At 34.0% G+C, this 23,309-nt stretch carries 18 protein-coding genes; 10 read left to right on the top strand and 8 right to left on the bottom strand.

Translation table 11 applies throughout. From position 1 onward, the window contains the following. Positions 1 to 140 precede the first annotated feature (140 nt). Positions 141 to 3,386, bottom strand: a complete 3,246-nt coding sequence (locus F6K27_RS03295; RefSeq protein ID WP_287273897.1) for a CHAT domain-containing protein — start codon at positions 3,384 to 3,386, stop codon at positions 141 to 143. A 487-nt stretch (positions 3,387 to 3,873) separates the two neighbouring features. Next, a complete protein-coding gene (locus F6K27_RS03290; RefSeq protein WP_287273895.1) occupies positions 3,874 to 4,296 on the bottom strand; it encodes a pre-16S rRNA-processing nuclease YqgF in 423 nt (140 codons plus the stop codon). Between the two features lie 200 nt (positions 4,297 to 4,496). Between F6K27_RS03290 and F6K27_RS33505 the strand changes: the two genes are divergently transcribed. Next, entirely contained in the window at positions 4,497 to 4,595 is a 99-nt protein-coding gene (locus tag F6K27_RS33505) for a DUF4896 domain-containing protein (protein WP_353735928.1), read from the top strand. Positions 4,596 to 4,864: 269 nt separating this feature from the next. Here F6K27_RS33505 and F6K27_RS03285 read toward each other — a convergent pair whose 3' ends face one another. Further along, positions 4,865 to 5,497, bottom strand: a complete 633-nt coding sequence (locus tag F6K27_RS03285; RefSeq protein WP_287273893.1) for a DUF3084 domain-containing protein — start codon at positions 5,495 to 5,497, stop codon at positions 4,865 to 4,867. A 283-nt stretch (positions 5,498 to 5,780) separates the two neighbouring features. Further along, the gene (ntcA, locus tag F6K27_RS03280; RefSeq protein WP_124146907.1) at positions 5,781 to 6,452 is read right to left on the bottom strand and encodes a global nitrogen regulator NtcA; all 672 of its coding nucleotides are present in this window, start codon (positions 6,450 to 6,452) and stop codon (positions 5,781 to 5,783) included. Positions 6,453 to 6,771: 319 nt separating this feature from the next. Between ntcA and fabI the strand changes: the two genes are divergently transcribed. The 6 genes from fabI to F6K27_RS03250 all read left to right on the top strand — a co-directional run bounded on the left by fabI (position 6,772) and on the right by F6K27_RS03250 (position 11,127). Then, a complete protein-coding gene (gene fabI / locus F6K27_RS03275; RefSeq protein ID WP_124146906.1) occupies positions 6,772 to 7,548 on the top strand; it encodes an enoyl-ACP reductase FabI in 777 nt (258 codons plus the stop codon). A 315-nt stretch (positions 7,549 to 7,863) separates the two neighbouring features. After that, on the top strand, positions 7,864 to 8,505 hold the full coding sequence (gene hisB, locus F6K27_RS03270) for an imidazoleglycerol-phosphate dehydratase HisB (RefSeq protein WP_124146922.1): 642 nt from the start codon (positions 7,864 to 7,866) through the stop codon (positions 8,503 to 8,505). Between the two features lie 376 nt (positions 8,506 to 8,881). Next, positions 8,882 to 9,496 (top strand): type I restriction endonuclease, encoded by a 615-nt coding sequence (locus F6K27_RS03265; RefSeq protein WP_240039146.1) that lies wholly within the window; start codon positions 8,882 to 8,884, stop codon positions 9,494 to 9,496. Between the two features lie 377 nt (positions 9,497 to 9,873). Further along, the gene (locus F6K27_RS03260; protein WP_353735930.1) at positions 9,874 to 10,548 is read left to right on the top strand and encodes an Rpn family recombination-promoting nuclease/putative transposase; all 675 of its coding nucleotides are present in this window, start codon (positions 9,874 to 9,876) and stop codon (positions 10,546 to 10,548) included. Beyond that, positions 10,499 to 10,750, top strand: coding sequence for a hypothetical protein (locus F6K27_RS03255; RefSeq protein ID WP_287273891.1), 252 nt, complete (start codon positions 10,499 to 10,501; stop codon positions 10,748 to 10,750). The genes F6K27_RS03260 and F6K27_RS03255 overlap by 50 nt, the downstream gene beginning before the upstream one ends. Next, entirely contained in the window at positions 10,741 to 11,127 is a 387-nt protein-coding gene (locus tag F6K27_RS03250) for a hypothetical protein (protein WP_287273890.1), read from the top strand. The genes F6K27_RS03255 and F6K27_RS03250 overlap by 10 nt, the downstream gene beginning before the upstream one ends. A 460-nt stretch (positions 11,128 to 11,587) precedes the next feature. Here F6K27_RS03250 and F6K27_RS03245 read toward each other — a convergent pair whose 3' ends face one another. The 4 genes from F6K27_RS03245 to F6K27_RS03230 all read right to left on the bottom strand — a co-directional run bounded on the left by F6K27_RS03245 (position 11,588) and on the right by F6K27_RS03230 (position 19,572). Beyond that, the gene (locus F6K27_RS03245; RefSeq protein WP_287273889.1) at positions 11,588 to 12,613 is read right to left on the bottom strand and encodes a DUF3179 domain-containing protein; all 1,026 of its coding nucleotides are present in this window, start codon (positions 12,611 to 12,613) and stop codon (positions 11,588 to 11,590) included. Positions 12,614 to 13,435: 822 nt separating this feature from the next. Then, positions 13,436 to 13,573 (bottom strand): hypothetical protein, encoded by a 138-nt coding sequence (locus F6K27_RS03240; protein ID WP_287284096.1) that lies wholly within the window; start codon positions 13,571 to 13,573, stop codon positions 13,436 to 13,438. A 329-nt stretch (positions 13,574 to 13,902) separates the two neighbouring features. Continuing rightward, positions 13,903 to 16,080, bottom strand: a complete 2,178-nt coding sequence (locus F6K27_RS03235; RefSeq protein WP_287273888.1) for a hypothetical protein — start codon at positions 16,078 to 16,080, stop codon at positions 13,903 to 13,905. Between the two features lie 483 nt (positions 16,081 to 16,563). After that, complete coding sequence (locus F6K27_RS03230) at positions 16,564 to 19,572, bottom strand: GAF domain-containing protein (protein ID WP_287273887.1); 3,009 nt, start codon at positions 19,570 to 19,572, stop codon at positions 16,564 to 16,566. Between the two features lie 544 nt (positions 19,573 to 20,116). Here F6K27_RS03230 and F6K27_RS03225 point away from each other — a divergent pair. The 3 genes from F6K27_RS03225 (at position 20,117) to F6K27_RS03215 (ending at position 23,276) form a co-directional block, all read left to right on the top strand. Further along, positions 20,117 to 21,307, top strand: a complete 1,191-nt coding sequence (locus F6K27_RS03225) for a quinone-dependent dihydroorotate dehydrogenase (protein WP_287273886.1) — start codon at positions 20,117 to 20,119, stop codon at positions 21,305 to 21,307. Between the two features lie 287 nt (positions 21,308 to 21,594). Then, entirely contained in the window at positions 21,595 to 22,260 is a 666-nt protein-coding gene (locus F6K27_RS03220; protein ID WP_287273885.1) for a vancomycin high temperature exclusion protein, read from the top strand. A gap of 377 nt (positions 22,261 to 22,637) precedes the next feature. Beyond that, on the top strand, positions 22,638 to 23,276 hold the full coding sequence (locus tag F6K27_RS03215; protein ID WP_287239868.1) for a transaldolase family protein: 639 nt from the start codon (positions 22,638 to 22,640) through the stop codon (positions 23,274 to 23,276). Positions 23,277 to 23,309 lie beyond the last annotated feature (33 nt).

The following is a 23,309-nucleotide window of genomic DNA, read 5'->3' as shown; positions in this document are numbered from 1 at the left end:
TACTTAATAGTTGAAGTATCACTTAAGCATAGCATTCTTTTTTTCAAATTGGTATAAGACATGAAGTGGCGTGTCGAAGACTATCCATAAGCAATTTTTCCTTCTGCCTTTTGCCTTCTGCCTTCTGCCTTCTGCCTTCTTCAAGAAATACCTTGGGAAATAAAACCTGCCCAGTAGTAAGGATGAGTAAATGGAAGACTTTGTTGACAAAACCATGATAAGAGTTCTTTTTTTTGTTGTATTTTGTCTGAATTTTCGTGTTTCATGTATTGTTCTAAATATCCTTCTAGCTGCTTTTTATAACTACTAAGCTGAGTTCCTGTTAAATAACGAAGTTGATTTTGTGCTTTTTTAAATGCTTCCGAACGGTTATTTTTTTGGCGATGTTGATAGTAGAAAATGCAAAATAATGCTGTAGCTAAATCTTCTACTAACCATAATGAACTAATTACATGACGGGCACCTGCACTAATAAAAGCACTAGCAAATGTGAGAATATCGTCAGAAATTTTAGTTTGATTGAGATTAATTTCGCAACTGGAAAGAAATACATCAAATAATTCTGGTAAACGCCAAGCAAAAACTTTACTAAGAACTATATCTCCATCAAATAATTTTAGTTTTGATGCTAAGGGATTGACAAGATTTACTTGAGAAATATGACTAGAATGCAGCACTTGTACTTGTTGAATAAAATTGTGGTAATTATTAATTTTTGCCTGACTATATTGCAGACGTTTTTGGGGAGAAATTAAGTACATATTTGCTAGAGTTTCACATTCATATCTTGTATAAAACTTATTTGTTATAGGAGTTTCCACAATTCCTATTTTACGGGAATTATTAATGAGCGTTCGCTCTGAGCAATAATTAAGAATTTGACAACTAGGTAAAATTCTTAAACGGAAATAATCACACAAATACTTTGTTTCTTTTTCTCTAGTAACTGGTAAAGCAGCGTAAGGTATTTGATGTAGATATAAATGGGGAATAATAATTAATTCTTTTATCTCATTCAGTTGTTCTATTATTTGATTTAATTCTAATTTTTCTGATAATTCTGAAAGAAAAGCCTCCATTTGATTCTGCCATTCACTACTATTTTCTGTATGGAGTTTCAACCAATTATCATGTATCCAAGTTTGTAATTTATCAACTCCTTCTCCTTGACAAATATGAACAGTAAGTTGCTGCTGAGTCAGAAGGAATATATAGGTATTATTTCTGGTTGAATAAAAATCTATAATTGCAGTTTGTCCATCCTTTACTAACTGCTGAATATCTGAAAAAGTCAGATATGTCACTTGTAACTGTTCTGCTAGTACGCGATCGCTACTCCAAATTTTTTGCCAATTTTTTTGCTGTTTTTCTTTCAATAAAGAAATCTTTTCTTGATTCTCTAATTTAATCTCTTTGATACTAAACTGACTTCCCACTGTAATTGGTTTATTAATTCTAGTAGTATCAAAATTGAGCTGATTAATTTGTTGTTGTAAATCATAATATTCTTCTACTTCTGCTGGCTTTTCCTCATTTTTATCAATGTCATTTATCATCATTAACTCTACTAAACGACGAGAGCGAGAAGCTTCTACATATTCTAATGCTTGTTCATATTCCTCAATCTTGACATAACATTCTACTATGTTGCCATACATATAAATTGATTCGGCTAACATCTCTTGGTAAGATACTTCAGTATTTGCCAAACTTTGAGTTATTTCTAGCAACTTAATTGCTACTTGATAACTTTCAATAGCAAGTAGCCAATTTTCCTTTTGAAATCCTAAATCGCCTAATTTACGATAAATTTGTAGACATTCAAGTGGAAAATTTTCTACAGTAAAAATATTTAATGCTTGTTGATATGCTGTAATAGCTAATTCAATATTTTGATAAAAATCAGTAATATTTTCTATATTTTCTCTGACTTGATAACTATAAGCATCACCAAGATTTTTGTGAATAATTCCCCACCATAAAGCAAATTTTTCTGGATTAATAACTTGCAGCACTTGTTGATAAACTGCAATTGATAATTCAATATTTTCAATTATTTCTGCTGTGTCTCGGTGGAGGTAAGCAGTGCCAAGATTTATGGAAATTATTACCCAATCTAATAGATGATCGATGGGAGTAATTTCTGTTAATGCTTGTTGATAAGCGGTAATAGCTAATTCAATATTTTTGCTTTTTTTTCCTGTGAATCTATTTAAGTAAGCAATGCCCAGATTTTTTTGAATATTTGCCCACTGGTAAGGTTGATTTTCCCTATTAATAATTTTTAATGCTTGCTGATAAGTTGCAATTGCTTGCTCAATATTTTTCTCTACATTTTCTGTCATTCTATTTAGATAGGCATTACCAAGATTGCTTTGAGTTACTGCCCAGTCTAGAGAATTTTCTTCCCGATCGATAATTTGTAATGCTTTTTGGTAAGCATCTATTGCTAATTCAATATTATCGCCGACTTTTCCTGTAATTCGCGTTAAGTAGGTATTAGCTAAATTATTTTGAATAGTTGCCCATTGTTGGGGATAATTTTCTTTGGTAATAATTTCCAATGCTCTTTGATAAGCTACTATTGATTGTTCAATATTTTTGGCTTTATCTCCTTCAATTCTATGACTATAAGCATTGCCTAAGTTACTTTGAATTCTTGCCCAGTCTTGGGGGATATCTTCTCGATCTATTAATTTTAATGCTGATTGATAAATTTCTATTGCTTTCTCAATATTTACAGATTTATCTCCATAAATTCTGTTGAGATAAGCAGTACCAAGATTGTTAATAATGCTTACCCACTGATGAGTTTTTGAAGCATTATTGTATACAGTTAATGCTGTTTTATATCCAGTAATTGCTATTTCTAAATTATTTGCTTTATCCCCAAGAGTAAACTCTTGTATCTGGTTACTGAAGTTAACTATATCTGCAGCAATACTATGAGCTTCTTCTGGTTTAATTTCTACTAAGGTTGAGGTCGCCCAAGTTTGTAAGGTTTCCACTAAACCTTGGTCTAGTTTGTTGAGGTTTTCTTGCAAAATAGGGTGAATAATTTGAGGATTGTTTTTGCTTTCGTGGGTTGCTTGTAATACCTGGGTTAAGAATTCTAAATATTCTAATGGGGTTGCTGTTGCTGAGGTGTTTTCTGTAATTGAAATGTCTAATTTTTCTGATAGTTCTACTGCAAAGGTGAGTAATAGTTCTTGAGCTTCCTGGTTCCCTTTTTCTGCTGATGTCTGTGCCATCATTATTATTGTTTGGAGGAATCCTTGATCTAGTAATTCTTGGTTAGTTGCTAGGATTTTATCTTTTCTTTCTGTGGGGCTATTTAACAGTTGTTGAATTAGATTTATATAGGCTTGGATGCGGTTTTGATTCATTTTTATATATACTTTTTGTCTACCTACTAATACTTAGGTAGTACGGTTAAGTAGCTCTAAAATCCGTAGAATCTATTGTTATGCTTAAAACTTTTGGTTTGGGTTGACCTAGTGGTAGTGGGGAATCTATATTGAATAAAAAGTCAAGTGTGTAGGCATAGTTACGCTTATAGAACAACTATATCATTATTTTCTGATTTTTCAGCAGATTACGATTTTTGTCGATTTTTTTAAAATTAAAAATTAAAAATTTATAAATATTATATCTGTTTGAACAATTATGAGTATGAGAGGATAATTTTTCCGATCGTAATATCAAGTCTGGGAAAATAAGTAGGAACATTGTTCAATTAACTCAAATCAATCGATCTTGTCAGTTAATTTTTCAAATCAAGAAAAAATGAATTTATTGATTTTCAGACAGCGAAAAATAAATTTCCTAAAGTTTGAAATAACGTTATTTCGTCAATACACAAAATGGCAAAGTTTAGAATGAAATAGCCCTGCTATAGAGTGAGTCATTTTTTAAGTATCTTTCTATCAAAATTATCGCGACAATATCATCTACTGGTTTAGGTGGAATTCTCATTCCTGGAGGAATTAGACGAAAAATACCTTGAGGAGGATACATTTGCCAATAGCGATCGCGAGCTTCTAAGCTAGAATAACGTTCATCTATTTTGATGATTGGTACTGTTTTTGAAATAATTTTTGTGAGGCTTTGTTTCCAAATTTTTGAGGTAGTTTGATCGCCAATCACTATTAAATCAATGTCAAACTTTTGATATAAGTTTTTAATTGTTTTGACAACTTCTAGAGATTCTATAACTTGGTGGTAGTGTAGTTTTTTTGCTCTATCCATAAGTGCAATACCACACTTTTGGCTACCTGGGTCAAATCCTAAAATCATGTTTGGATATCTTTATTTGCTGACTAGATTAATCTTTTTTATTGAAATTTTACTTGTTGTTGTAGTTTTTCTCCGTTGCAGAAATTAAGCAATTAATAATTACTTCTCCTGAAAAATATCGGATTGGCTAAAAGTTTTTTTATACTAAATCTTATTACTGAATAATTAAGGTAAAAATCCTCTCCTTTAAAGGAGAAACAATGAATGAATTTTCCTTTTATTCAATCCTCTTCCTTTTAGGGAGAGGTAATTATCAATTATCAATTATTGAACACAACCCCTTTATCGTAGTTAACTAAATTCCATATTATATAAAAAATTTTATCTACTAAAATAAGGGTGGTGGTAACCGAATTTAATATTATTTATTCTATAAAAAAAATGCTTTAAACCTTAATTATTCATTAATTCGGTAAAAAAAATGTAATTTTTTTTAGGGAGTACATAAAAGGCAAGGTATAGCAGTCGAAGGAAAGGTTAGGACAGTTCAAAAGTTTAAAACTCAGACAAAGTAATACTTTTCCTTCTTCCTTCTTCCTTCTTCCTTCTGCTATAAAATGCTATATTTTTAATCTTTTAATATTTTTTGACGCTCTATTTGCATTTGTTCAATTTCTTGTCTCAGAGTTTCTTTTTGTTGTACTATACTATTCAACTGGTTTTGAGTTAAATTAAGTTCAGCTTCAGTTCTAGCTTTTGCTTTTTGAACTTGCTTTAGTTCTTCTTGAGTACGGATTTTTACTGCTTGAACTTGATTTAATTGCTCTTTGGTTATTTTGAGTTGGGATTCTGTTTCTGCTTTTTGGACTAAAGCTTTATCCAAAGACTGATTAACTTGATTCAATTGAGTTAGAGCTAATTCTAAATCAGTTCTTGCTTTTTGTAATTCATTTTTGATTCGGGTGGTTTCAAATTCAGCTTTTGTCACTTCCTTGCGAGTTTCATTAAGTTTGCTTTGGATTTCATCTATTCTGAAAACACCTTTTCTTAATGGTTTGCTAGTTGCAAATAGGATAGCTAAAGTTAAAGCTGAAAGAATACTGCCAGTGAGCATAGTAACCAATGCGGCAGTATCCCGCGGCCTAAGATTAAAAAGTCGTAGTCTTGCTTTACCTACCTTTGTCCCCAGGCGATCGCTAATAGTAGCGATGACACCGCCTAACACCAGAATTGCTAATACTAAGATAATACCGGCGGTCATTAATGGCTGCTGGTAGTAGTTTAATTATGAGGTTGCCTTTAGTTTATTGTCTCAGACTATATGCCTAATATCAAAAATTATAGACAGTAATTATTATAGACAGTAATTATTTATTTGGCTAATAAATATTATATTTTATGGTTTTTATAAGGCAATCTTTGTTACTTAATTAATATTTGAAGATAAAATAATATGATCTCCTCAGATTGCCATTATACAATTATTTCAGTTTACCCTCAACAGTTATTTCATCTTGATTTTTACAGATATTTGTGTCTCTAAATCAGGTAAATTGTTGACTTAAAGCCACTGGGTTATGTACTGTAATTTTCTTCTTGTGAATAGATATCATTCCATCTTGCCGAAGGTCTCCAAGCAGACGAGTAACTGTCACCCTTGTTGACCCAATTGCTTCTGCAATTGCTTGGTGAGATAATTTCAGGTCTATGGTAATCCCATCTTTGCTAGGAACTCCAAAATCTCGACAAAGGATTAACAAAAAGCTAACCAGTCTAGACCCCATATCCCGGTGTGCCAAAGTTTCAATCATCATCTCTGTCTGTAAGATTCGAGATGAAAGTCCACGCAATAAAACAACTGACAAATCTGGATCTTCTCTGAGAGCTTTCTCCACTTGGTCAATTGGCACAGATATTAATTCTACAGGGGTAAAAGCTACTGCATGGTAGAAACGGTCAGACTTATGGCCTGTAATTAGAGACAATACTCCAAATACACTATTTTCCCGGAGTAAGGCCACTGTAATTTCATCTCCTGCTTCATACACCCTCGATAGCTTCACTGCGCCTTTAATTAGAACGTAGACGCGCTCTGCAGGGTCTCCTGGAAAAAATATTGTCTTGCCCCGTTCAAAAGTTTCTACAACTGGCGGATATGACCCACCAGATATATTACGGAAAACTGCTGCTAGCGGTCTATCATGCGTCACGACCAATTTCCTTACTCTCTAATAACTAACTAAACGTCTCTTAACCTTAATAGCTCAGTTCCTGAAATATACTATTAAGTTTCTACATATTGCTATATATATATTTAATATATTTAATACTTACTTTACTTTTATATTCATATATATTAGGGCAGTGAAACCGAGAAATTCAATTTCTCATTATGGCCATAGGTGCTAATATTATCTATAAATTTGCCTAATGTCAAAGATGCTATGTATTATAGCTTCTAAGTATGAAATTAAATTTTAGACTTTATTATTTGATTGAAAATTTTACTATAGTTTCTCAATAAATCAAGGTATTATGTTAGATTTAACAGGAAAAAATGCTCTAGTAACAGGTATTGCGAATAATCGTTCTATTGCGTGGGGAATTGCTCAACAACTTCACAAAGCTGGGGCAAATTTGGGGGTTACTTTTCTGCCAGATGATAAGGGTAGATTTGAAAAGAAGGTTTGGGAGTTGGTAGAACCTTTGAGTCCTTCTTTATATTTACCTTGTAATGTTCAGGACGACGAACAGGTTAAGGCTACTTTTGCTGGAGTAGGGGAAAAATGGGGTAAGTTGGATATTTTGATTCATTGTTTGGCCTTTGCTGGTAAGGAGGAATTATCTGGGGATTTTAGTAATACTACTCGTGAAGGTTTTACTCGTGCTTTGGAAATTAGTTCTTATTCTCTGATTGATTTGAGTTCTGAGGCGAAGGAACTGATGACTGAAGGAGGAAGTATTGTCACTCTCACTTATTTAGGGGGCGTGCGGGTAGTTCCTAATTATAATGTGATGGGCATTGCTAAGTCTGCTTTGGAAATGAATGTTCGTTATTTAGCTGCGGAACTTGGTCAGAAAAATATTCGGGTTAATGCTATTTCTGCTGGTCCAATTAAAACTTTGGCTTCTTCGGCAGTGGGTGGTATCAAGGATATGATTCATCATGTGGAACAGATAGCTCCATTACGTCGGACTGTGACTCAAATTGAAGTTGGTAATACTGCTGCTTTTTTATGTAGCGATCTGGCAAGTGGCATTACTGGTCAGGTTATTTATGTGGATGCTGGTTATGAAATTATGGGAATGTGATTTTTAAGTCAAAATTCAAAATTCAAAAGTCAAAAGTTAAGGATAGCCAAATTGGTAGGGTGCGTTAGACGGCTTAAATTTAGACTATGAAAGGGATTCAGTAATCCGTCGTCACGCACCATTTTAGGTATGTCCTTCCACTACTGGACTAGACTTCTCAACGGTGCGTTACGGCGCAACCTAATATTTGACAGTTCAATGGTAGTTTGTGGTAAGCGCCTAACGCACCCTACTGGACTGTCATTTGATATTTTTCATCATTCTCAACCTACCTGTGAAAAATTAAAATTCAAAATTTATATTGATATTTTTATTATGCAGATAAGCGATCGCCATTCTTCATCTACTCCAGCAAAACTGAATTTGCCTGCCAGAGTTGCTTCGGTGAAACGGACGACTGGGGAAACTGATGTAACTGTTACTCTTAATCTTGATGGTGTGGGTAATTGTAAGGCTAATACTGGGATTCCTTTTTTAGACCATATGTTGCATCAAATTTCTTCTCATGGACTGATTGATTTGGAAGTTCATGCTGTGGGGGATATTGAAATTGATGACCATCATACTAATGAGGATGTGGGGATTACTTTGGGCCAGGCTTTAAAGCAGGCGTTGGGCGATCGCAAGGGTATTGTGCGTTTTGGTCATTTTTTGGCTCCTTTGGATGAGGCATTGGTTCAGGTGGCCTTGGACTTTTCTGGTCGTCCACATTTGAGTTATGGTTTGGAAATGCCTACTCAACGGGTTGGTACTTATGATACTCAGTTAGTGCGGGAATTTTTTGTGGCTGTGGCAAATAATAGTTTGATGACTTTGCATATTCGACAGTTGGCTGGAATTAATTCTCATCATATTATTGAGGCAGGGTTTAAAGCTTTTGCTCGTTCTCTACGGATGGCTACGGAAATTGACCCCAGGCGAGTTGGGGAAATTCCTAGTTCTAAGGGAGTTTTGTAAGAAAGGAGTCAGGAGTCAGGAGTCAGGAGAATGAAGTTATTCAAAATAAGCTGGCTGGATTTGTTAGTATTAGTGAATTTAAACAAGAATATCTTTCTAATCCATTAGACAAATAAGCAGTCATATCTACACTATGCTGCTCCCCAAGAATCAGCTATTCCTATAGAAGACTGGGATATGGAGAATTGTTGTGAAGAGGTTTTATGATTGTTTTGGACACTCATATTTTTGTTTGGTGGAATTAGAATGACCCTAAACTAACCAGTTACTATCTCTTTATTTCTATTCTATGTCCCTATTTCCTATTCCCTATTCCCTATTCCCTGTTTCCTAAAAGCAATGATTTATTATGGTTTAAACTGTTCAAGCTCAGGATATTACTCTAGAAGAATTACAAGAAAACTTTGAACTTCAACTAACAACTGATAGTCAATTTTTTCGGGAATGGCAAGACAATTTACCTTCTGTAACTGATGAAGAAAAACGCAGTTTAGAAAGAGTTAGAAGTAACTATTTTAATTTAGTTAATCGTCGCCCTTTATTGGAAGAGGGAGTCAAATTGGTTATTTTAGCACCTTTACTAGATTTAGCTGGATTTTTTAAACCTCCCTTTTCGATAATAACTGAAACTTCTGTGGAAATTTCTGATGAAGATAATGATTTAATTGTTAGAGGTAGAATAGATGTTTTAGTTCTGCAACAGAGATTTTGGATATTGGTTATTGAATCCAAAAAGACTAAATTTGATGTTACGGCAGCTCTACCTCAAGCTTTAGTTTATATGTTGAAAAATTCCCAAAATCATCGCCCAACGTTTGCTTTTTTGCTTAATGGTAGAGAGTTTGTTTTTGTTAAACTTCAAAAAGCAAATGTTCCTATATATAGTCGTTCTTATGCTTTGTCTATTGAGAAAGAAAATGAATTAGAGCAAGTTTTAGCAGCTCTCAAAAATATTGGTAATTTAAGTTATCAGTTATCAGTTAACGGTTAAATGAAACTGATAGCTGATATAGCAATCCTATTTTATTCGTGTCAAAAATCTTACTGCTTTTTAGGCAACAGGCAACAGGCAACAGGCAACAGGTGGGAGTTTCAGTTTTTTGATTTACTTTTTGATTTGTTACGACATATTTAGGATTACTATAGCTAACAATACAGAATGCTTACGATAGATTTAAGCTATTAGCCAATGAATTTATGGTTGTTTGGCAAGCTCAAACTAAGCAATGGTTAATATTCAGGAAAGTATATCAAATGAAATTTATCAGCCCTAAAACTGACTTTGCTTTTAAAAAAAATTTTGGTTCTATTCACAGTTAAAATATCCTGATTAGTTTTCTCAATGCCATAGTTTATGAGAACTAAAATATTATTCAATCCCTAAAAATAATTAACCCTTATAATCCTGGAGCTACTAACAGTCTTAAGGAGACTTATTTAGATGTAAAGGCAGTTTTAGATAATGGTTCTACAGTCATCATTGAAATGCAAGTATTGAATGTAGAAGATTTTGAAAAACGAGTAATATATAACCTAGCTAAAGCTTATGGAAATCAATTAGATGTGGGGGAAGGTTATATGATGTTAAAACCTTTTATAGCTTTAACAATTACCGATTTTGTTTTATTTGAAAACACGGAGAAAATTATTACTAAATTTAGATTGAAAGAAGAAGCAGAAAATTTTAATTATCAAGATGAATTCACTTTAATGTTTCTAGAGTTACCTAAATTCACTAAAGAATTATCAGAATTAGAAACCCTCAGTGATAAATGGACATATTTTATTAGATCGGCACCAACATTAGAAGTAATACCCTCTTCATTAGGAGAAGTACCAGAAATAGAAGCGGCATTAAATATAGCGAATAAGGCGAATTTAAAGAATGAAGAATTAGAGGAATTAGAAAAACAGGAAAGGTTGATTAGAGATAAGAAAGGACAAATTAGTCTAGCCAAAAGGGAAGGAAGAGAAATTGGACGGGAAGAAGGAATTGGAATTGGACGGGAAGAAGGAAGAGAGCAAGTTCAGTTTCTGGAATAAGGTTGATGATTTTATTGAATCTTATGCTTTGGGGGATGAAATAAAAGAATCCCAGATTAATATTCGGTCAGAATTAGAAGAGTTTGGTCAAGTTTTTATTCGTGTGGCAAAGCGGACTAAATCTCCAGAATTTCGCCCTTATCCAGATTGGAATTTTGACGAAAGTTGGTGGCTGCAAGCGGGAATAATTTTATGTATTTGAGTCGGGTGTTGGGTGGTATCCCCCCTACTGTTGTAGGAGTGTGGGAAGAGGGGGAAGAGGGGGAAGAGGGGGCGAATGGCATTCGCCCTTGGGACTTCTCTACGGCAGGTTTAGAGGAATATTACCACAGTTTGTGGCCAAAAATGGCAGGTGACGGTTTGTCAGAAATTGAGTTAGAAGTGCTGAGAGTCTTAGTCGAGCAAGAAGAAGCAGTTTCTGTGGAGGCGATCGCCAAATCCATAGACACTGACGAATATGATGTAGAAGAAGTGCTGGAAACTTGGGTAGAATTTTTACATCAGCAAGAAATTGGGGGAGAAATTTGTTATAGTTTGTATCATTGGAGTTTCCGTGACTTTTTGCAGCTTAGGGTTTAGTATTCTCTACTGATATCATTTCTCAAAAACTTTTCTACATTTTATTGAGTAGTAGGGACGTTGTATGCAACGTCCCTACAGGGAGGGAACCCCCCCTAACCCTACCGCTAATACACTCTACTGGACCGACAAATCTAAAATGGTGCAATAGAAAATGGGGGGGGTGGGGGAATGAGGTGAGGGTGTGATCTCAAATCCGTTTAATTGGACATAAAAAAAATCTTCAATCGCCATAACTACGTTTATTTTTGTAATTTTTTCTCCTCCTGACTCCTGACTCCTGACTTCCCCTCCACCGGAGGGGTTAGGGGTGGGTTGACTCCTCCTAACTTAACCATTCTATGGCTGTTTAACCGGATTTGATATGATGGGATGATTACGAAAAAGGCTAATGCACTATTTTAGTGAAACAGTCCACTACTGGACTATTGACGGTGCGTTACGCTGTCGCTAACACACCCTACTGGACTTGTGGAAAAAATGCTGGATAAACAAAAGCAAAAGCGGTGGAACTAGGAATAGTTGTACCATCGAATTCTTCAACAATCACAGTTTGCATTTGACTGTCCCATTTAGCGCGTATTTTTCGCCTATTAAACTCTACAATTTTTTCTTTTAGTTGCTTAATTTCTGAATGTAAAAACTGAACACTACTACCTGAGAAATAATTTTCAGGTGTTTCTCGGTCTGCTTCCCAAACATAACTAATAATAGCCTTGGGATGTTGGTTAAGTTGTGCTTGATTTCTGACTGGAAAAATCAACATTTTATCGGTATAGTAACTGCCATAAGGATAGTTAAAATAGTCACGTTTATAACCTGTTTTTGTAGATAAAATCTTACTATTAGGATACACTGCTAACCAATTTTCTAGAGTAGTTTTAATAGCAGAAATTCTATTCAAATTACTATTAACATTCTGACCAAGAATACCAATAGCCCAAGGTTGAGAATAAAGAGTACTATTAGAGCGGTCATACATAACTAAACAACTTTGATAAAGTTTCCCAGAAACTCCATAAGTTGTATTGCCACGTTCAAATGCGATTATAGTGTCACAAAGAGGGCAATAAGAAACAGTAATATTCATTGCTCCTACTGTATCATTAACAATTTCATGCCAATTCATAATGCCAAAAGGATAAGCAACAGCTTCACCGTTTATTTCTATACCAATTACTGTTTCATTAGTGGGAAAAGGTGTTGTTGTCGCCGTATCAAATTTCGGATTATCAATAGAAGGAATACCATTTTTTGGCGGTCCGCCATTCAAAAGTTCAGCTAAATTAATTCGACTATATTTCTGAGGGTCGAGATTTTGTGCTTGAATATCTTGGAGCTCTCTATCTTGATTATTGAGATATTGTGTGAGATTAAAATAGCGAAGTTTAAAGTTATTCCAGCTACCTGCTTGTAAGACTATAGAACTCAAACCCAAGCTAGCAAATAAAGCAGTATTGAGAATTATTTTAGCTACTTTTTTCATAATTCAATAAGGAAGGAAGAAGGAAGAAGAAGTAAGAAGGAAGAAGTAAGAAGTAATATTGTCCGCTTGAATACTTATACTTTGGTGGAAGGAAGACAGAAAGGTTTATTCCAATTGTGACTTGATTCTATACACAAACGATACTACCGGACATGATATAAGAAGGAAAAATTTTGCATTGTCTGAGTTTTAAGCTTTTTATATGTCAAATACAGTAATAGCGACTGCTATAATATTTTTAATAGGTTCGTTTATTGATACTAGAATTTGAATATTTTCTGGATAATTATCAGGATTTTTTACCTTACTTTATTTTGTCAAATTACAATATTTTCAATTTTAAGAATGGTGTATATACCTTAAATTAAACTGAGTTAAAAATTAAGTTAAGATAAATATAGCAATCCTATTTTATTCGTGTCAAAAATCTTACTGCTTTTTAGGGAACACTTAACTGGGAACAGGGAACAGGTAAGAGTTTCAGTTTTTTTATTTACTTTTTTATTTGTCACGACCTATTTAGGATTGCTATAATTAGATTATGTCAATTTGAATACTTATAAATAAATGTTCAACAATTAATAATTGACAATTACCTCTCCTGAAAATGGATAGGATTGGTGAAAAGTATTTTTTATCTTTATTTCTTCTTCAAAGAAGAGGCTTTAAACCTTAATTAATAGGTAATCTTATTTTTTTCCAATTGGTATTAGACCATTTTGAAAAAAGAATGTTACAAATAGTAAGCAGTATTAAAGTAATTTATAGGAAATATCTATTGGACGAAAAAGATAAATTACTAAATAAAAAATGGTATCAAACCTATTCCCATACGACTCCTGACTCCTGTCTTCCCCTCCTGGGAGGGGGAGGGGCGAGGGGTGGGTTGACTCCTAAGCGGTAACCTAAATATTTGTAGCAAAGATTTATCAAACTGGTATTACACTTTTTGAAAGTCATTTATTTAATCAACTTGCATCTATCTAAATATAAAAGTAATAGCTTTATCTAAAAATTTATTTGTTATTTTTGTCTTTTGTCAAATAATATCAAATCGATTTAATTAGCGATAAAAACATTCTCCTTCTTCACCATTACCTAATCTTTATAACTGTATAACTGTTGTCTATCCTGAGATTATGTCCAGATAATTAGTGATAGAAAACTTTCTCCTTCTCTTCCTATTTTTTCTCTCCTGACTCCTGTACGTCGCCAATCCGACGGCTCCCCTACCTGACTCCTGACTCCTACCTTCAAAATATTTTATACCGATATTACCGGACTTGATATTACATCATATCTCTTTCAAATTCAAATTCAGAAATTGATTTTTCTCCTTCCTGTTTCTGTGCTCGAACTAAAGGAATTAAATAATTATGAGCTAATTGATAGCTATCTTGCGGTAAATCTGGCAGCAGTAAAACTAATCCTCGAGCAACTAATACATCTAAAACTAAATCTAGTTTATGGCGTTGCATTAATAACTCTGATGCTAATTCAGCACGAGTTTTTAGAGGGCGAGTACCATGTTCATTTGTTAATAAGTATAAGACAGATATTGCTGTTCGTCCGTTCAGAAAGCCACAATCTTTTATTACTCCATCTAAAAAATTTATTGTGAGTTTTTTGATAGGATTATCTCCTAATTTATGGTATGCTTCAACAGTTGTAATTGCTTCTTCTTGAAGTTCAGTGCCTACTACTTGCAATTCTATCGGACTTACTGTATTATCTGCTGAACTTAAATCTTTTACTACTTGAGAAATTAAATCTGGCTCCCAATTTAATTGAGCAGGTTCAATTAAGTTTTTGATAATTTCTTGACTATGATTTGGCTCAAAATTACTTATGTAGTAAAGAATTTCCTTAGATAAAATTTGATAGTTAATTACTGCTTCTAAGTTTGTCAGGCGGTCGCATTCTAATAAGTAATGTAAGTAATCTGTTTGGATAGATAAAACTACTTTGACAAAATTCAAGCTTAAACAGTCATATAAAAATTTATAAAGTGGTAGTCTTTGAGCTGGTTTGGGGCAGACAGTAAATAACTCTTCAAACTGGTCTAAAATTAATACTTTTAAATTATTTTTTTGATGTTTTTTACGCAATGTTTCTAGTACATATTCTAGATTCCAAGTTGCAGAGTCAGAATTTCTCATCCAATCTGTATAGACTCGTAGTGGTATGAGTGAAATTGCTTGATTATCTTCTGAATTTTCTGCGAGTAGAGTAGGTATTAACCCAGAATTAATTAAAGAACTTTTACCCACACCAGAGACACCATGTATAATTATTAGTTTATGGTTCTGGCTTTTGATTCTTGCCACTAAATTATTCACATCTTCTAGACGACCGGAAACTTTAATTTCTCTAGGAATTATCGGACTATTATCAGATTTTTGTTGTGGTTGTAATGGATTTATTCCCATAAAAGCCTTTAATCCATATTGATGCTCAAGTCGTAATTTTTCTTCTTTGATTCTGGCAGATTTTCCATATTTGTCTTGGTCAAAATAAAGTTTTTTTAATGCTTTTAGTATGGAAATATAAGAGTGTAAATTATGATGGGGGCTTGTTTGTTGTCGCGCTTTTTCTAGTTGATTAACAGTAGCTTGCCACTCTTCTAAATTACTTTGAGATTCACTTAAAATTGAGAAATAAGAATTCTCATATTGTGCAATTTCTACAGGATTTCCCATAGATTGATTTTGAATGGCAACTGCTAATTCTGCTAATTGACTAGCATGGTCCCATTTTGACTCGTGCATTGCTGCCTCAGCCAAAAATCCGTAATCTTGAGCAATTTGCTCTTCTGTACCGTAAGTTAAATGTAGTTCTAAAGCGCGTTGAGCAAGCTTGTATAAATCGCTCCATGCTTCTAATTTTTTCAGAACTTCACCTTGCTGAATGATAAATTTAGCTACTAATTCTTGTCGGTCTATTTGAGCAAATAAATCTAGGCTTTGCTGAAAATTATTTTGTGCTTGTTGCCAATAATTATTTTTTTGTTCTACTGGAATGTTTAAATTGCCTTGATGCTCATAACATAATCCGATATAAAAGAGGACAATTCCTATTTTTTCTAATCTTTCATTGATTTGTTGAGTGACTGCTTCCCCTGGTAAATTTTTTGTACTTTTTTCCCAGATTAATAGGCTATTTTTAAACTTATTTAATCCTTGCTCTATTTGATGATTAGCATACTCTTCTCGACCAAGAATAAAATCTATATTGGCAATGTGTAATGGTAATATTGGCTGTATTTTATAATTACTATATAACTGTTCAATTGCTGCTTTTAGTTGTTGGATCTCTGTGGCATTCAGAATATTTGAATTGCTTTGAAACTGAATAATATGAGAATCTAAAAGATTAGAAAAAATTTTACTGGTACAGTCTTCAATTACACTAATAGCTGTAGTATAAATAAGTTGAGCTACATTTTTTGCTTGGTATTTATCAGTCATAGCTAAGATTTTTAATTTTTACTAACAGGCCAAAGAGTCTGAATTGATCTTTTTCAATTATGGTAATTAGTTTTAATTTTAATTCATTTTAACACTTGTCAGGATTATAAGTAATACCAAATTAATAAATATTTGCTACAAATAGCTAGGATATTTCTTAGGAGTCAGGAGTTAGGAATACCGAGTCAGAATGAATAGCTTCAATACCATTTTTCAGGTCGAAAATCATTCTTTTTGTCAAAGGACATATCCTGCATTTGTTTTTTTATTCCTCTTATTATTCGTAACATTCTTTTTTCACACTTGGTATAATATCATGTCCGGTTAAATACTTATAAATAATGATGAAGGTGTCAGGTGTCAGGTGTCAGGTGTCAGTAGGGAAGAAGAAGGAAGAGGAAAAGAAAGTTTTTTATCACCCTATTAAACGGACATGATATAAATATCAAATTTTGTAGAGAAGGGAGGAAAAATTTGTAGAAATCAAAGGTGAGCTAAGGGTAAAAGTAACTTACTTTCTACTAAACCACTTTCTTGTAAATTTAACTCTAGCTCTCCTCCCATTTGTTGAATTAGTCGCCGACAGATAATTAAATGCTTGCCTGGAGGTGAAACCAAGAGAGAAGGTTCTAATACATCTGGGATAGAAACGGAGTTAAATTCTGCAATTAATTTTGAGCTAATCTTACCTGCATCAATAATAGAAATTTCAAGCCATTCTTCATCTAAAGTTTGGCATTTAATATCGATTTTTCCTCCTGTTTGAGAACGACTACAGGCACTAATCAAAAGCTCGTAAACAACTAATTCTAATTTAATAAGATCTCCATAAATATTCAAATTTCCTTCCCGATGAACTTCTAATTGCAGTTGTCTTTTTTTTACTTGGGAATCAATGCGAATGAGCGATCGCCTCAACAAATTAGCTACAGAGACAACATCAAAATTTGCTTGTAAATGCCATTTTTCTTGTGTCAATAATGAAGTAGTAGACGATAACACATTGCCAATTTGCCTTAGTAATTGCTGATAACGTAGATTTGTCAATACATTTTTTTGTTGGGCAGGATTTTCTGATGGAGTATAATGCAATTCACTTAACTGCTTAAAACCAGAACCAACAGTACGGTAAAGTTCTTCTAAACGCTTTTGTTTATACCAATTCAACCACTCTAGTTCTTCTCGCTGAGATTCTAAAGCAGTCTTTACTATTAAATAGCGACGCGACCATGCAAACTGAGAAACCAAATGAGTCAATAAATTTTTCAGAGTTTCAGTAGGAGAATGTGGTTGTGGCAGTTCTGTTTTTTGCCATAAAATTTTGTGAGGGTCTGCAATTAACAATATACCCGTCGGTTGATGTTCAATAGCAGTACGCAAAGCAGTTGCTACGACCTGACCGCTATCAAGAATATTGAGCCACCGTAAAGTTTTTGCTGGTACATCACTCACACTCAGATGCAACCAACCATTTGTAGAAATTATTTGTTGAATCCAAGAATCAGTACGAACTGGAATCGAAATTTTATCAGTGCTAGTAATATGACACTCAGGATAACTATAGCTCATAACTCTACCTGTTTGTGATAATGGATACCAGGTAATTAAAGCAACTAGGGGAATAGTTTGCGGGTTGAGATCTGCTATTTCCACAATTGCTTGAGCAATAAATTCGAGAAAGTTTCCTTCTAGACGGTCTAGAGATAAATTTCCTAATACACTCAGTTCTCCGACTGGTTCCAAATTTTTCACTTCTTGTAATAATAAGGAGTTGGAAGAGTTAATCAATACTTTTGTTGAATTTGGAATTATTGTAGTTGGTTGTAAAGTAGTTAAACCAGACTGAAGATATTGCGTATATTGTTGCTGCTTGTTTATGAGCTGATTAATATGTCTTTGATGCAGGAGAAAACCTAACTGTTGACTGGCAATTTGGACTAATTCTCGTTCATTGCGATTCCAGGTGCGAGGGGTTTCATAACCAATAATTACGAGTCCTTCGGGTTGGTTATATTGATCGCCTTGATTCTTTGTAATAAATTCTTCTTGCTCCTTTTTCCCCGCTCCTATTGTCCTGCACAACAGAAGAGAACGTACTCCAAGTTTCTCAAAATCTTCCTGCCAAGCATTCAATATATGACTTTCTGACCAATTTTCAATTCCTACTACTTCAGTGTTTCGTTCTAGCAAGGTCATATCCTCCTTGCTGAGGGTGGGTAGAGAAGTTTTGACTGTTCGACTTTGAGTAGAATGATTTTGATAAACAACTTCAAACTGCCCTCTGTTGCGGATTGCCAACATAAAATATTTAGCACCTAAGCGCTGAGATATTTTTTCTGCCGTTGTTTTTAGGGTTTTCTGCCAATCATTATCACCGTAAATAGCGCGAGTGATGCCTGCAGTTAAAGTCTGGTCTAGTTTAGCTTGACGAATTTTGTCCTCCATTTCTGAGAGGGGAGAAGTTAAAGCTAGCAGTTGACCTACCCCTTGCAAATAGTTTTTTTCATCATCTTGCCATGGACGGTTGTGTTGTTCTTCTACAGCAATAAATCCTAATAGTTCGTCTTCTAAGATAATTGGTGCTGCTAATACAGAAGCAGCTCTAATTTGTCGGATTAATCTGCGAATAATATCGCTGTCTACAGAAGTGTAATATTCTCCAATGCAAACAATTTTTCCTGCTAATAGTACATGATAGAATTTACCTAAATCTTGCAATGTAATGCCAGAAGCAGGACGTTTAAAGTCGCTCCATTCTACTATTACTTGATGATTACTCGCACGACGCCAAAAATAGCGTCCATTGGGATAATACCAGTAAATATTTGTGCGGGATGGCTGTAAAAATTGATGAGTTATTTCTACAACTGTTTCGAGGCGTTGATCTAAAGTCGTTAATTTTCCTAATTGAGATAGTAATGAGAGTATTGGTTCATCAGGTCGTTTTGCTTGTTGATGTTGCCATTCTTTTTCTATTTTTTGTAATGTTTGTCCTAGTTCACCCCAGATTAAAGATAGTAGTGCTTTTTCTTCTGATTCTAAAGAACTTCCCCACTCTTGTGAACCCATTAAGGCAATACCAAAACATTTTTCTTTGTAATGTATGGGAAAGAAAATTGTACCTTTAATATCATATGTTTGTGCTATTTTTACCCATTCTCCAACTTGCTTTTCTGCCCTTAAGTCAGCGACTTTAATTGCTTTTCTTTTCATTAATACTGGTTCTAATATATCTCCATGACTTATGGTGAATTTTTGTTTGAGAGCAGAAATTTCACCATTGGGAGTAATTCCGCCTTTGCCTACTATTTTATTTGCTAATCGATCGTACAAACAGACCCAAATCAAACAATAATCAAATTCTGACTGAAGATAATTTATGACTTTTTTCATGATAAAATCTAAATCTTCTTCTTCTCTAATTGCTCTAATTATGCTTTCTAAAGCAATCAGATTATTATGATTTTTTTCGGCTTCATTTTTTTTTAACATCGATGGATTATCCTGATTATTTAATAGTTATTTTGAGAATAAAAGAAATAAATTATAGTATGTCAGCTTAATTAGTTAGCTTGTGGTCAAAAACTTTCTATTCCTATGGTCTCTTGTTTTATTTCTGCCCTCATAACCCATATTCGGCACCCCCTATTACTGTTTATTTATCAGCATTCAACTGGACATCATATTCTCAATATTTTTGACTAATCAGTATTAATTTTTTGTCCGCTAAATCTGTAAATACGATTTAATATCAACTTTAGATAAGCCGTTATCAATAAAATATCTTGTTTTTGCTGATGAGAAAAAGAGATTGTATGAAATTCTCCTGTTGAGACCTTGCATATCTATACTCTTACTGCTGTTTCCCTTATTTATCAGTAGTATTCCAGCTAACTCGATCTAAATGATATATTGATGATCGAGAATTAATTAGTGTGCTTTGATCAAAAAGAGTCTTGTCATTCCAAGATTATACCTGATAAAAATTTGAGTTTTAATTTTTAGTTTTTAATTGTCAACTACTATTTAGAATCAAGTGTTAAATATTTATCGTTCTGTCATATTTCCGACTCTATTTTCTGGATTAAAAGCTGATCCAGAATGGGTACATCATCAACTTCTAAATATTCTCAGTTTTATGGATACTAACTCCTCCAGTAAACTAATAAGTAGCTTGCAGACAATAATGCAAAAATCTTTATGTTTTGAGGATATTCGCCTAGAACAAACTTTGTGGGGATTAAACTTTAAAAATCCCGTGGGTTTAGCTGCAGGATATGATAAAGATGGTGTGGCCATTAATGCCTGGCCTCAATTAGGTTTTGGGTTTGCTGAACTTGGTACAGTTACTCTTCATCAACAACCGGGAAATCCTCAGCCAAGATTGTTTCGTTTGCCAATGGATCGAGCTGCTTTGAATAGAATGGGATTTAATAATCAAGGTGCTGCTGCTTTAGCTATGAGATTACAATCTCAAGGAAAAAATATTCCAGAGGTTCTCAGATTACAGGAGAATAATTATTCTTTTTATCCGAATTTTTTCCCTTATGGTATAAATATTGGTAAATCCAAGATAACCTCTTTAGAGGCAGCAGCAACCGATTATTTAGGTAGTTTTAAGTTGTTAAAAGATTGGGGTGATTATTTTGTAGTCAATGTTTCTTCTCCTAATACTCCTGGGCTACGTTCCCTGCAAAACACTGACAACTTAAGTAATATTTTAGCAGATTTACAAGCAGAAAATAAAGGTGTTAAGCCAATTTTAGTTAAGATTGCACCAGACTTAGAAAAAGAAGCGATCGCCTCAATACTAGACCTGATTAAACAATATCAAATCTCTGGAATTATTGCCACCAATACAACTATTTCCCGTGATGAATTAAAAACTAAAATTATTGCCAAAACTGGTAAACTTGTCACTGAAGAAGCAGGTGGAATTAGTGGCGCACCATTAACTCAAAGAGCAACAGAAATCATTAAATTTATCTGGCAAGAAACTCAAGGAAAATTACCAATTATTGGTGTAGGGGGTATATTTACTGTAGAAGATGCTTGGGATAAAATTACTGCGGGGGCAAGTCTAATTCAAGTTTACACAGGATGGGTCTATCAAGGACCGGGAATGGTCAAACAAATTCTCCAAGGATTACTGCAAAAGTTAGATGAAAGAGGATTAAATTCTATTTCTGAAGCAATTGGTTTGGCACACAAAGGGAATAGGGAATAGGGTTCAACAATTAATAATTATTAATTACCTCTCCTTGAAAACGTAATTGATTGATGAACAGGAAAAAAATATTTATTATCCCCTTAAAATGGGATAATTTAAACCACAATTTTCCGGTAAATAATGGATGATTGGTATACGATGATCGATTTTAATTTTGATGATTGAAGATGCCTGATAGTAGTTAATACTAAGCTTTTATCCCTGATTTTACCTTGTATTAAAAGTTTATTTATCAGGATTTGATATAACACCTAAAACCTAAAATATACAACCTATTTTTAATTATGTTACCTAAATTATTTTTACTCAATCAACGCTTAATTTTTCTAGTTTTAATATTAACAATACTACTAATTCCTCTAGCTTTAAACGTTTATGTCAGAATAGCGACAAGCAAATATCGATACAAAAACCCGGAAGAAGTGCCAGAGCAACCTATTGCTATAGTTTTTGGGGCAGGAGTATGGGAAGATGGTACTCCCACACCAATGTTAGCTGACCGAGTACAAGGAGCTGTTAACTTGTACAAAACTGGTAGTGTTAAAAAAATTTTGATGACTGGTGACAATGGTACTCCTGATTATAATGAAGTGAAAGCAATGCAAGAATATGCAATTTCCCGTGGTATACCTGTTGATGATATTACTTTAGATTATGCTGGTTTTAGCACTTATGAAAGTTGTTATCGTGCTAAAGAAATATTTGGCATTACCCAAGCAGTTTTAGTAACTCAAAGTTATCATTTGCCTCGTGCGGTTTATACCTGTCGTCAACTGGGAGTAGATGCTACAGGTTTAGGTACACCAGATTGGGGAAAGTTTAGAAATGATTCTATGAGACGTTATTCTCTCCGCGAACTTTTGGCAGTCTTAAAAGCATTGTTAGAGGTTCATATTACTCGCCCTCGCCCTACTTTTTTAGGACCTTTTGAGGGAATTAGTAGTAGGTAGTAGGTTGTAGGTTATACCAAGCGCGATCAATGTTTGCTACATTTTCGCATTGGGGGAACTTACCCCTAACCCCTCCCAGGAGGGGAATGTGGGGAGAGGGGGAAGAAATTAAAAAATATATATCTTCCTTTGTTCCCTCCTGAGGACTGAGGACTGACTTCTTAGTAATTAAGGTGTTGCACAGTGACGAATGATTTGATATTTTTGATTGAATTGGATTGTGGATTAATCAATTGCTAGAATGATTAATATTAGGTTTTTCTTAGTCAAAATCTAAAGCAATTTTTGGCAAAATCATTCCATAATGTGCAACCCCGTAATTAAAATTAATATCATACACGTGCTTCAGCAACGCCAATTTTTGTAGGAGAAAAAAAATGGTTCTTTATCTTGATTCCGCAATAGTAACAGAAGCTAGAGTTGCCAGTAAATTTGGTTGGATATCTGGTGTGACAACTAACCCTACTTTGTTAGTAAAAAGCGATTTGTCTCCAGAAGCTACATTAAAGGAACTTTCAGAAATTGTTTCTGGAGAATTATATTACCAACTTACTGCTACTAATTTTGATGACATGATGGCAGAAGCGAAAACTGCATCAAAATTAATTGGCCATAAAATAGTTCTGAAAATTCCGGCAACTGCCACTGGTTTTCAAGCTCTATCTCATCTGTCTGGAGAAATTAATTGTTCTGTGACAGGAATATATCATCCCGCTCAAGCAGTAGTAGCTGTAGAGGCGGGTGCTAAATATGCGATCGCCTATGTTAACCGGGCAACAAGATTATTGGGAGATGGTTTAAAGTTGGTACGGGAAATGGCTGAGGTAGTGCAGGGTAGCGGTACAGAAATTTTAGCAGCAAGTATAAAATCTCCTGATGAGGCTGTGGCCACTTTACTGGCAGGTGCTAATCATCTGACATTACCATTTTCTGTTTTACAAGCAATGACTACTCAGGAGTTATCAGAGCAAACTTTTAAAGAGTTTAATGAAAAAGGGCGAGGAATTATGTATTAATTGGCGATTATAAAATATCTGTAGGAGATAGTT

Source organism: Okeania sp. SIO2F5 (assembly GCF_010692685.1).
GTDB classification, from domain to species: Bacteria; Cyanobacteriota; Cyanobacteriia; order Cyanobacteriales; family Microcoleaceae; genus Okeania; species Okeania hirsuta.
Note: the sequence above shows the minus strand (reverse complement) of the source record. Positions and strands in the feature narration are given on the sequence as shown.

Excerpts from the sequence above, each read along its gene's own strand:
- F6K27_RS03295 (WP_287273897.1), bottom strand. The coding sequence starts at position 3,386 with ATGAATCAAAACCGCATCCAAGCCTATATAAATCTAATTCAACAACTG.
- F6K27_RS03290 (WP_287273895.1), bottom strand. The coding sequence starts at position 4,296 with ATGATTTTAGGATTTGACCCAGGTAGCCAAAAGTGTGGTATTGCACTT.
- F6K27_RS33505 (WP_353735928.1), top strand. The coding sequence starts at position 4,497 with ATGAATGAATTTTCCTTTTATTCAATCCTCTTCCTTTTAGGGAGAGGT.
- F6K27_RS03285 (WP_287273893.1), bottom strand. The coding sequence starts at position 5,497 with ATGACCGCCGGTATTATCTTAGTATTAGCAATTCTGGTGTTAGGCGGT.
- fabI (WP_124146906.1), top strand. The coding sequence starts at position 6,772 with ATGTTAGATTTAACAGGAAAAAATGCTCTAGTAACAGGTATTGCGAAT.
- hisB (WP_124146922.1), top strand. The coding sequence starts at position 7,864 with ATGCAGATAAGCGATCGCCATTCTTCATCTACTCCAGCAAAACTGAAT.
- F6K27_RS03250 (WP_287273890.1), top strand. The coding sequence starts at position 10,741 with ATGTATTTGAGTCGGGTGTTGGGTGGTATCCCCCCTACTGTTGTAGGA.
- F6K27_RS03245 (WP_287273889.1), bottom strand. The coding sequence starts at position 12,613 with ATGAAAAAAGTAGCTAAAATAATTCTCAATACTGCTTTATTTGCTAGC.
- F6K27_RS03240 (WP_287284096.1), bottom strand. The coding sequence starts at position 13,573 with ATGACTTTCAAAAAGTGTAATACCAGTTTGATAAATCTTTGCTACAAA.
- F6K27_RS03235 (WP_287273888.1), bottom strand. The coding sequence starts at position 16,080 with ATGACTGATAAATACCAAGCAAAAAATGTAGCTCAACTTATTTATACT.
- F6K27_RS03230 (WP_287273887.1), bottom strand. The coding sequence starts at position 19,572 with ATGTTAAAAAAAAATGAAGCCGAAAAAAATCATAATAATCTGATTGCT.
- F6K27_RS03220 (WP_287273885.1), top strand. The coding sequence starts at position 21,595 with ATGTTACCTAAATTATTTTTACTCAATCAACGCTTAATTTTTCTAGTT.
- F6K27_RS03215 (WP_287239868.1), top strand. The coding sequence starts at position 22,638 with ATGGTTCTTTATCTTGATTCCGCAATAGTAACAGAAGCTAGAGTTGCC.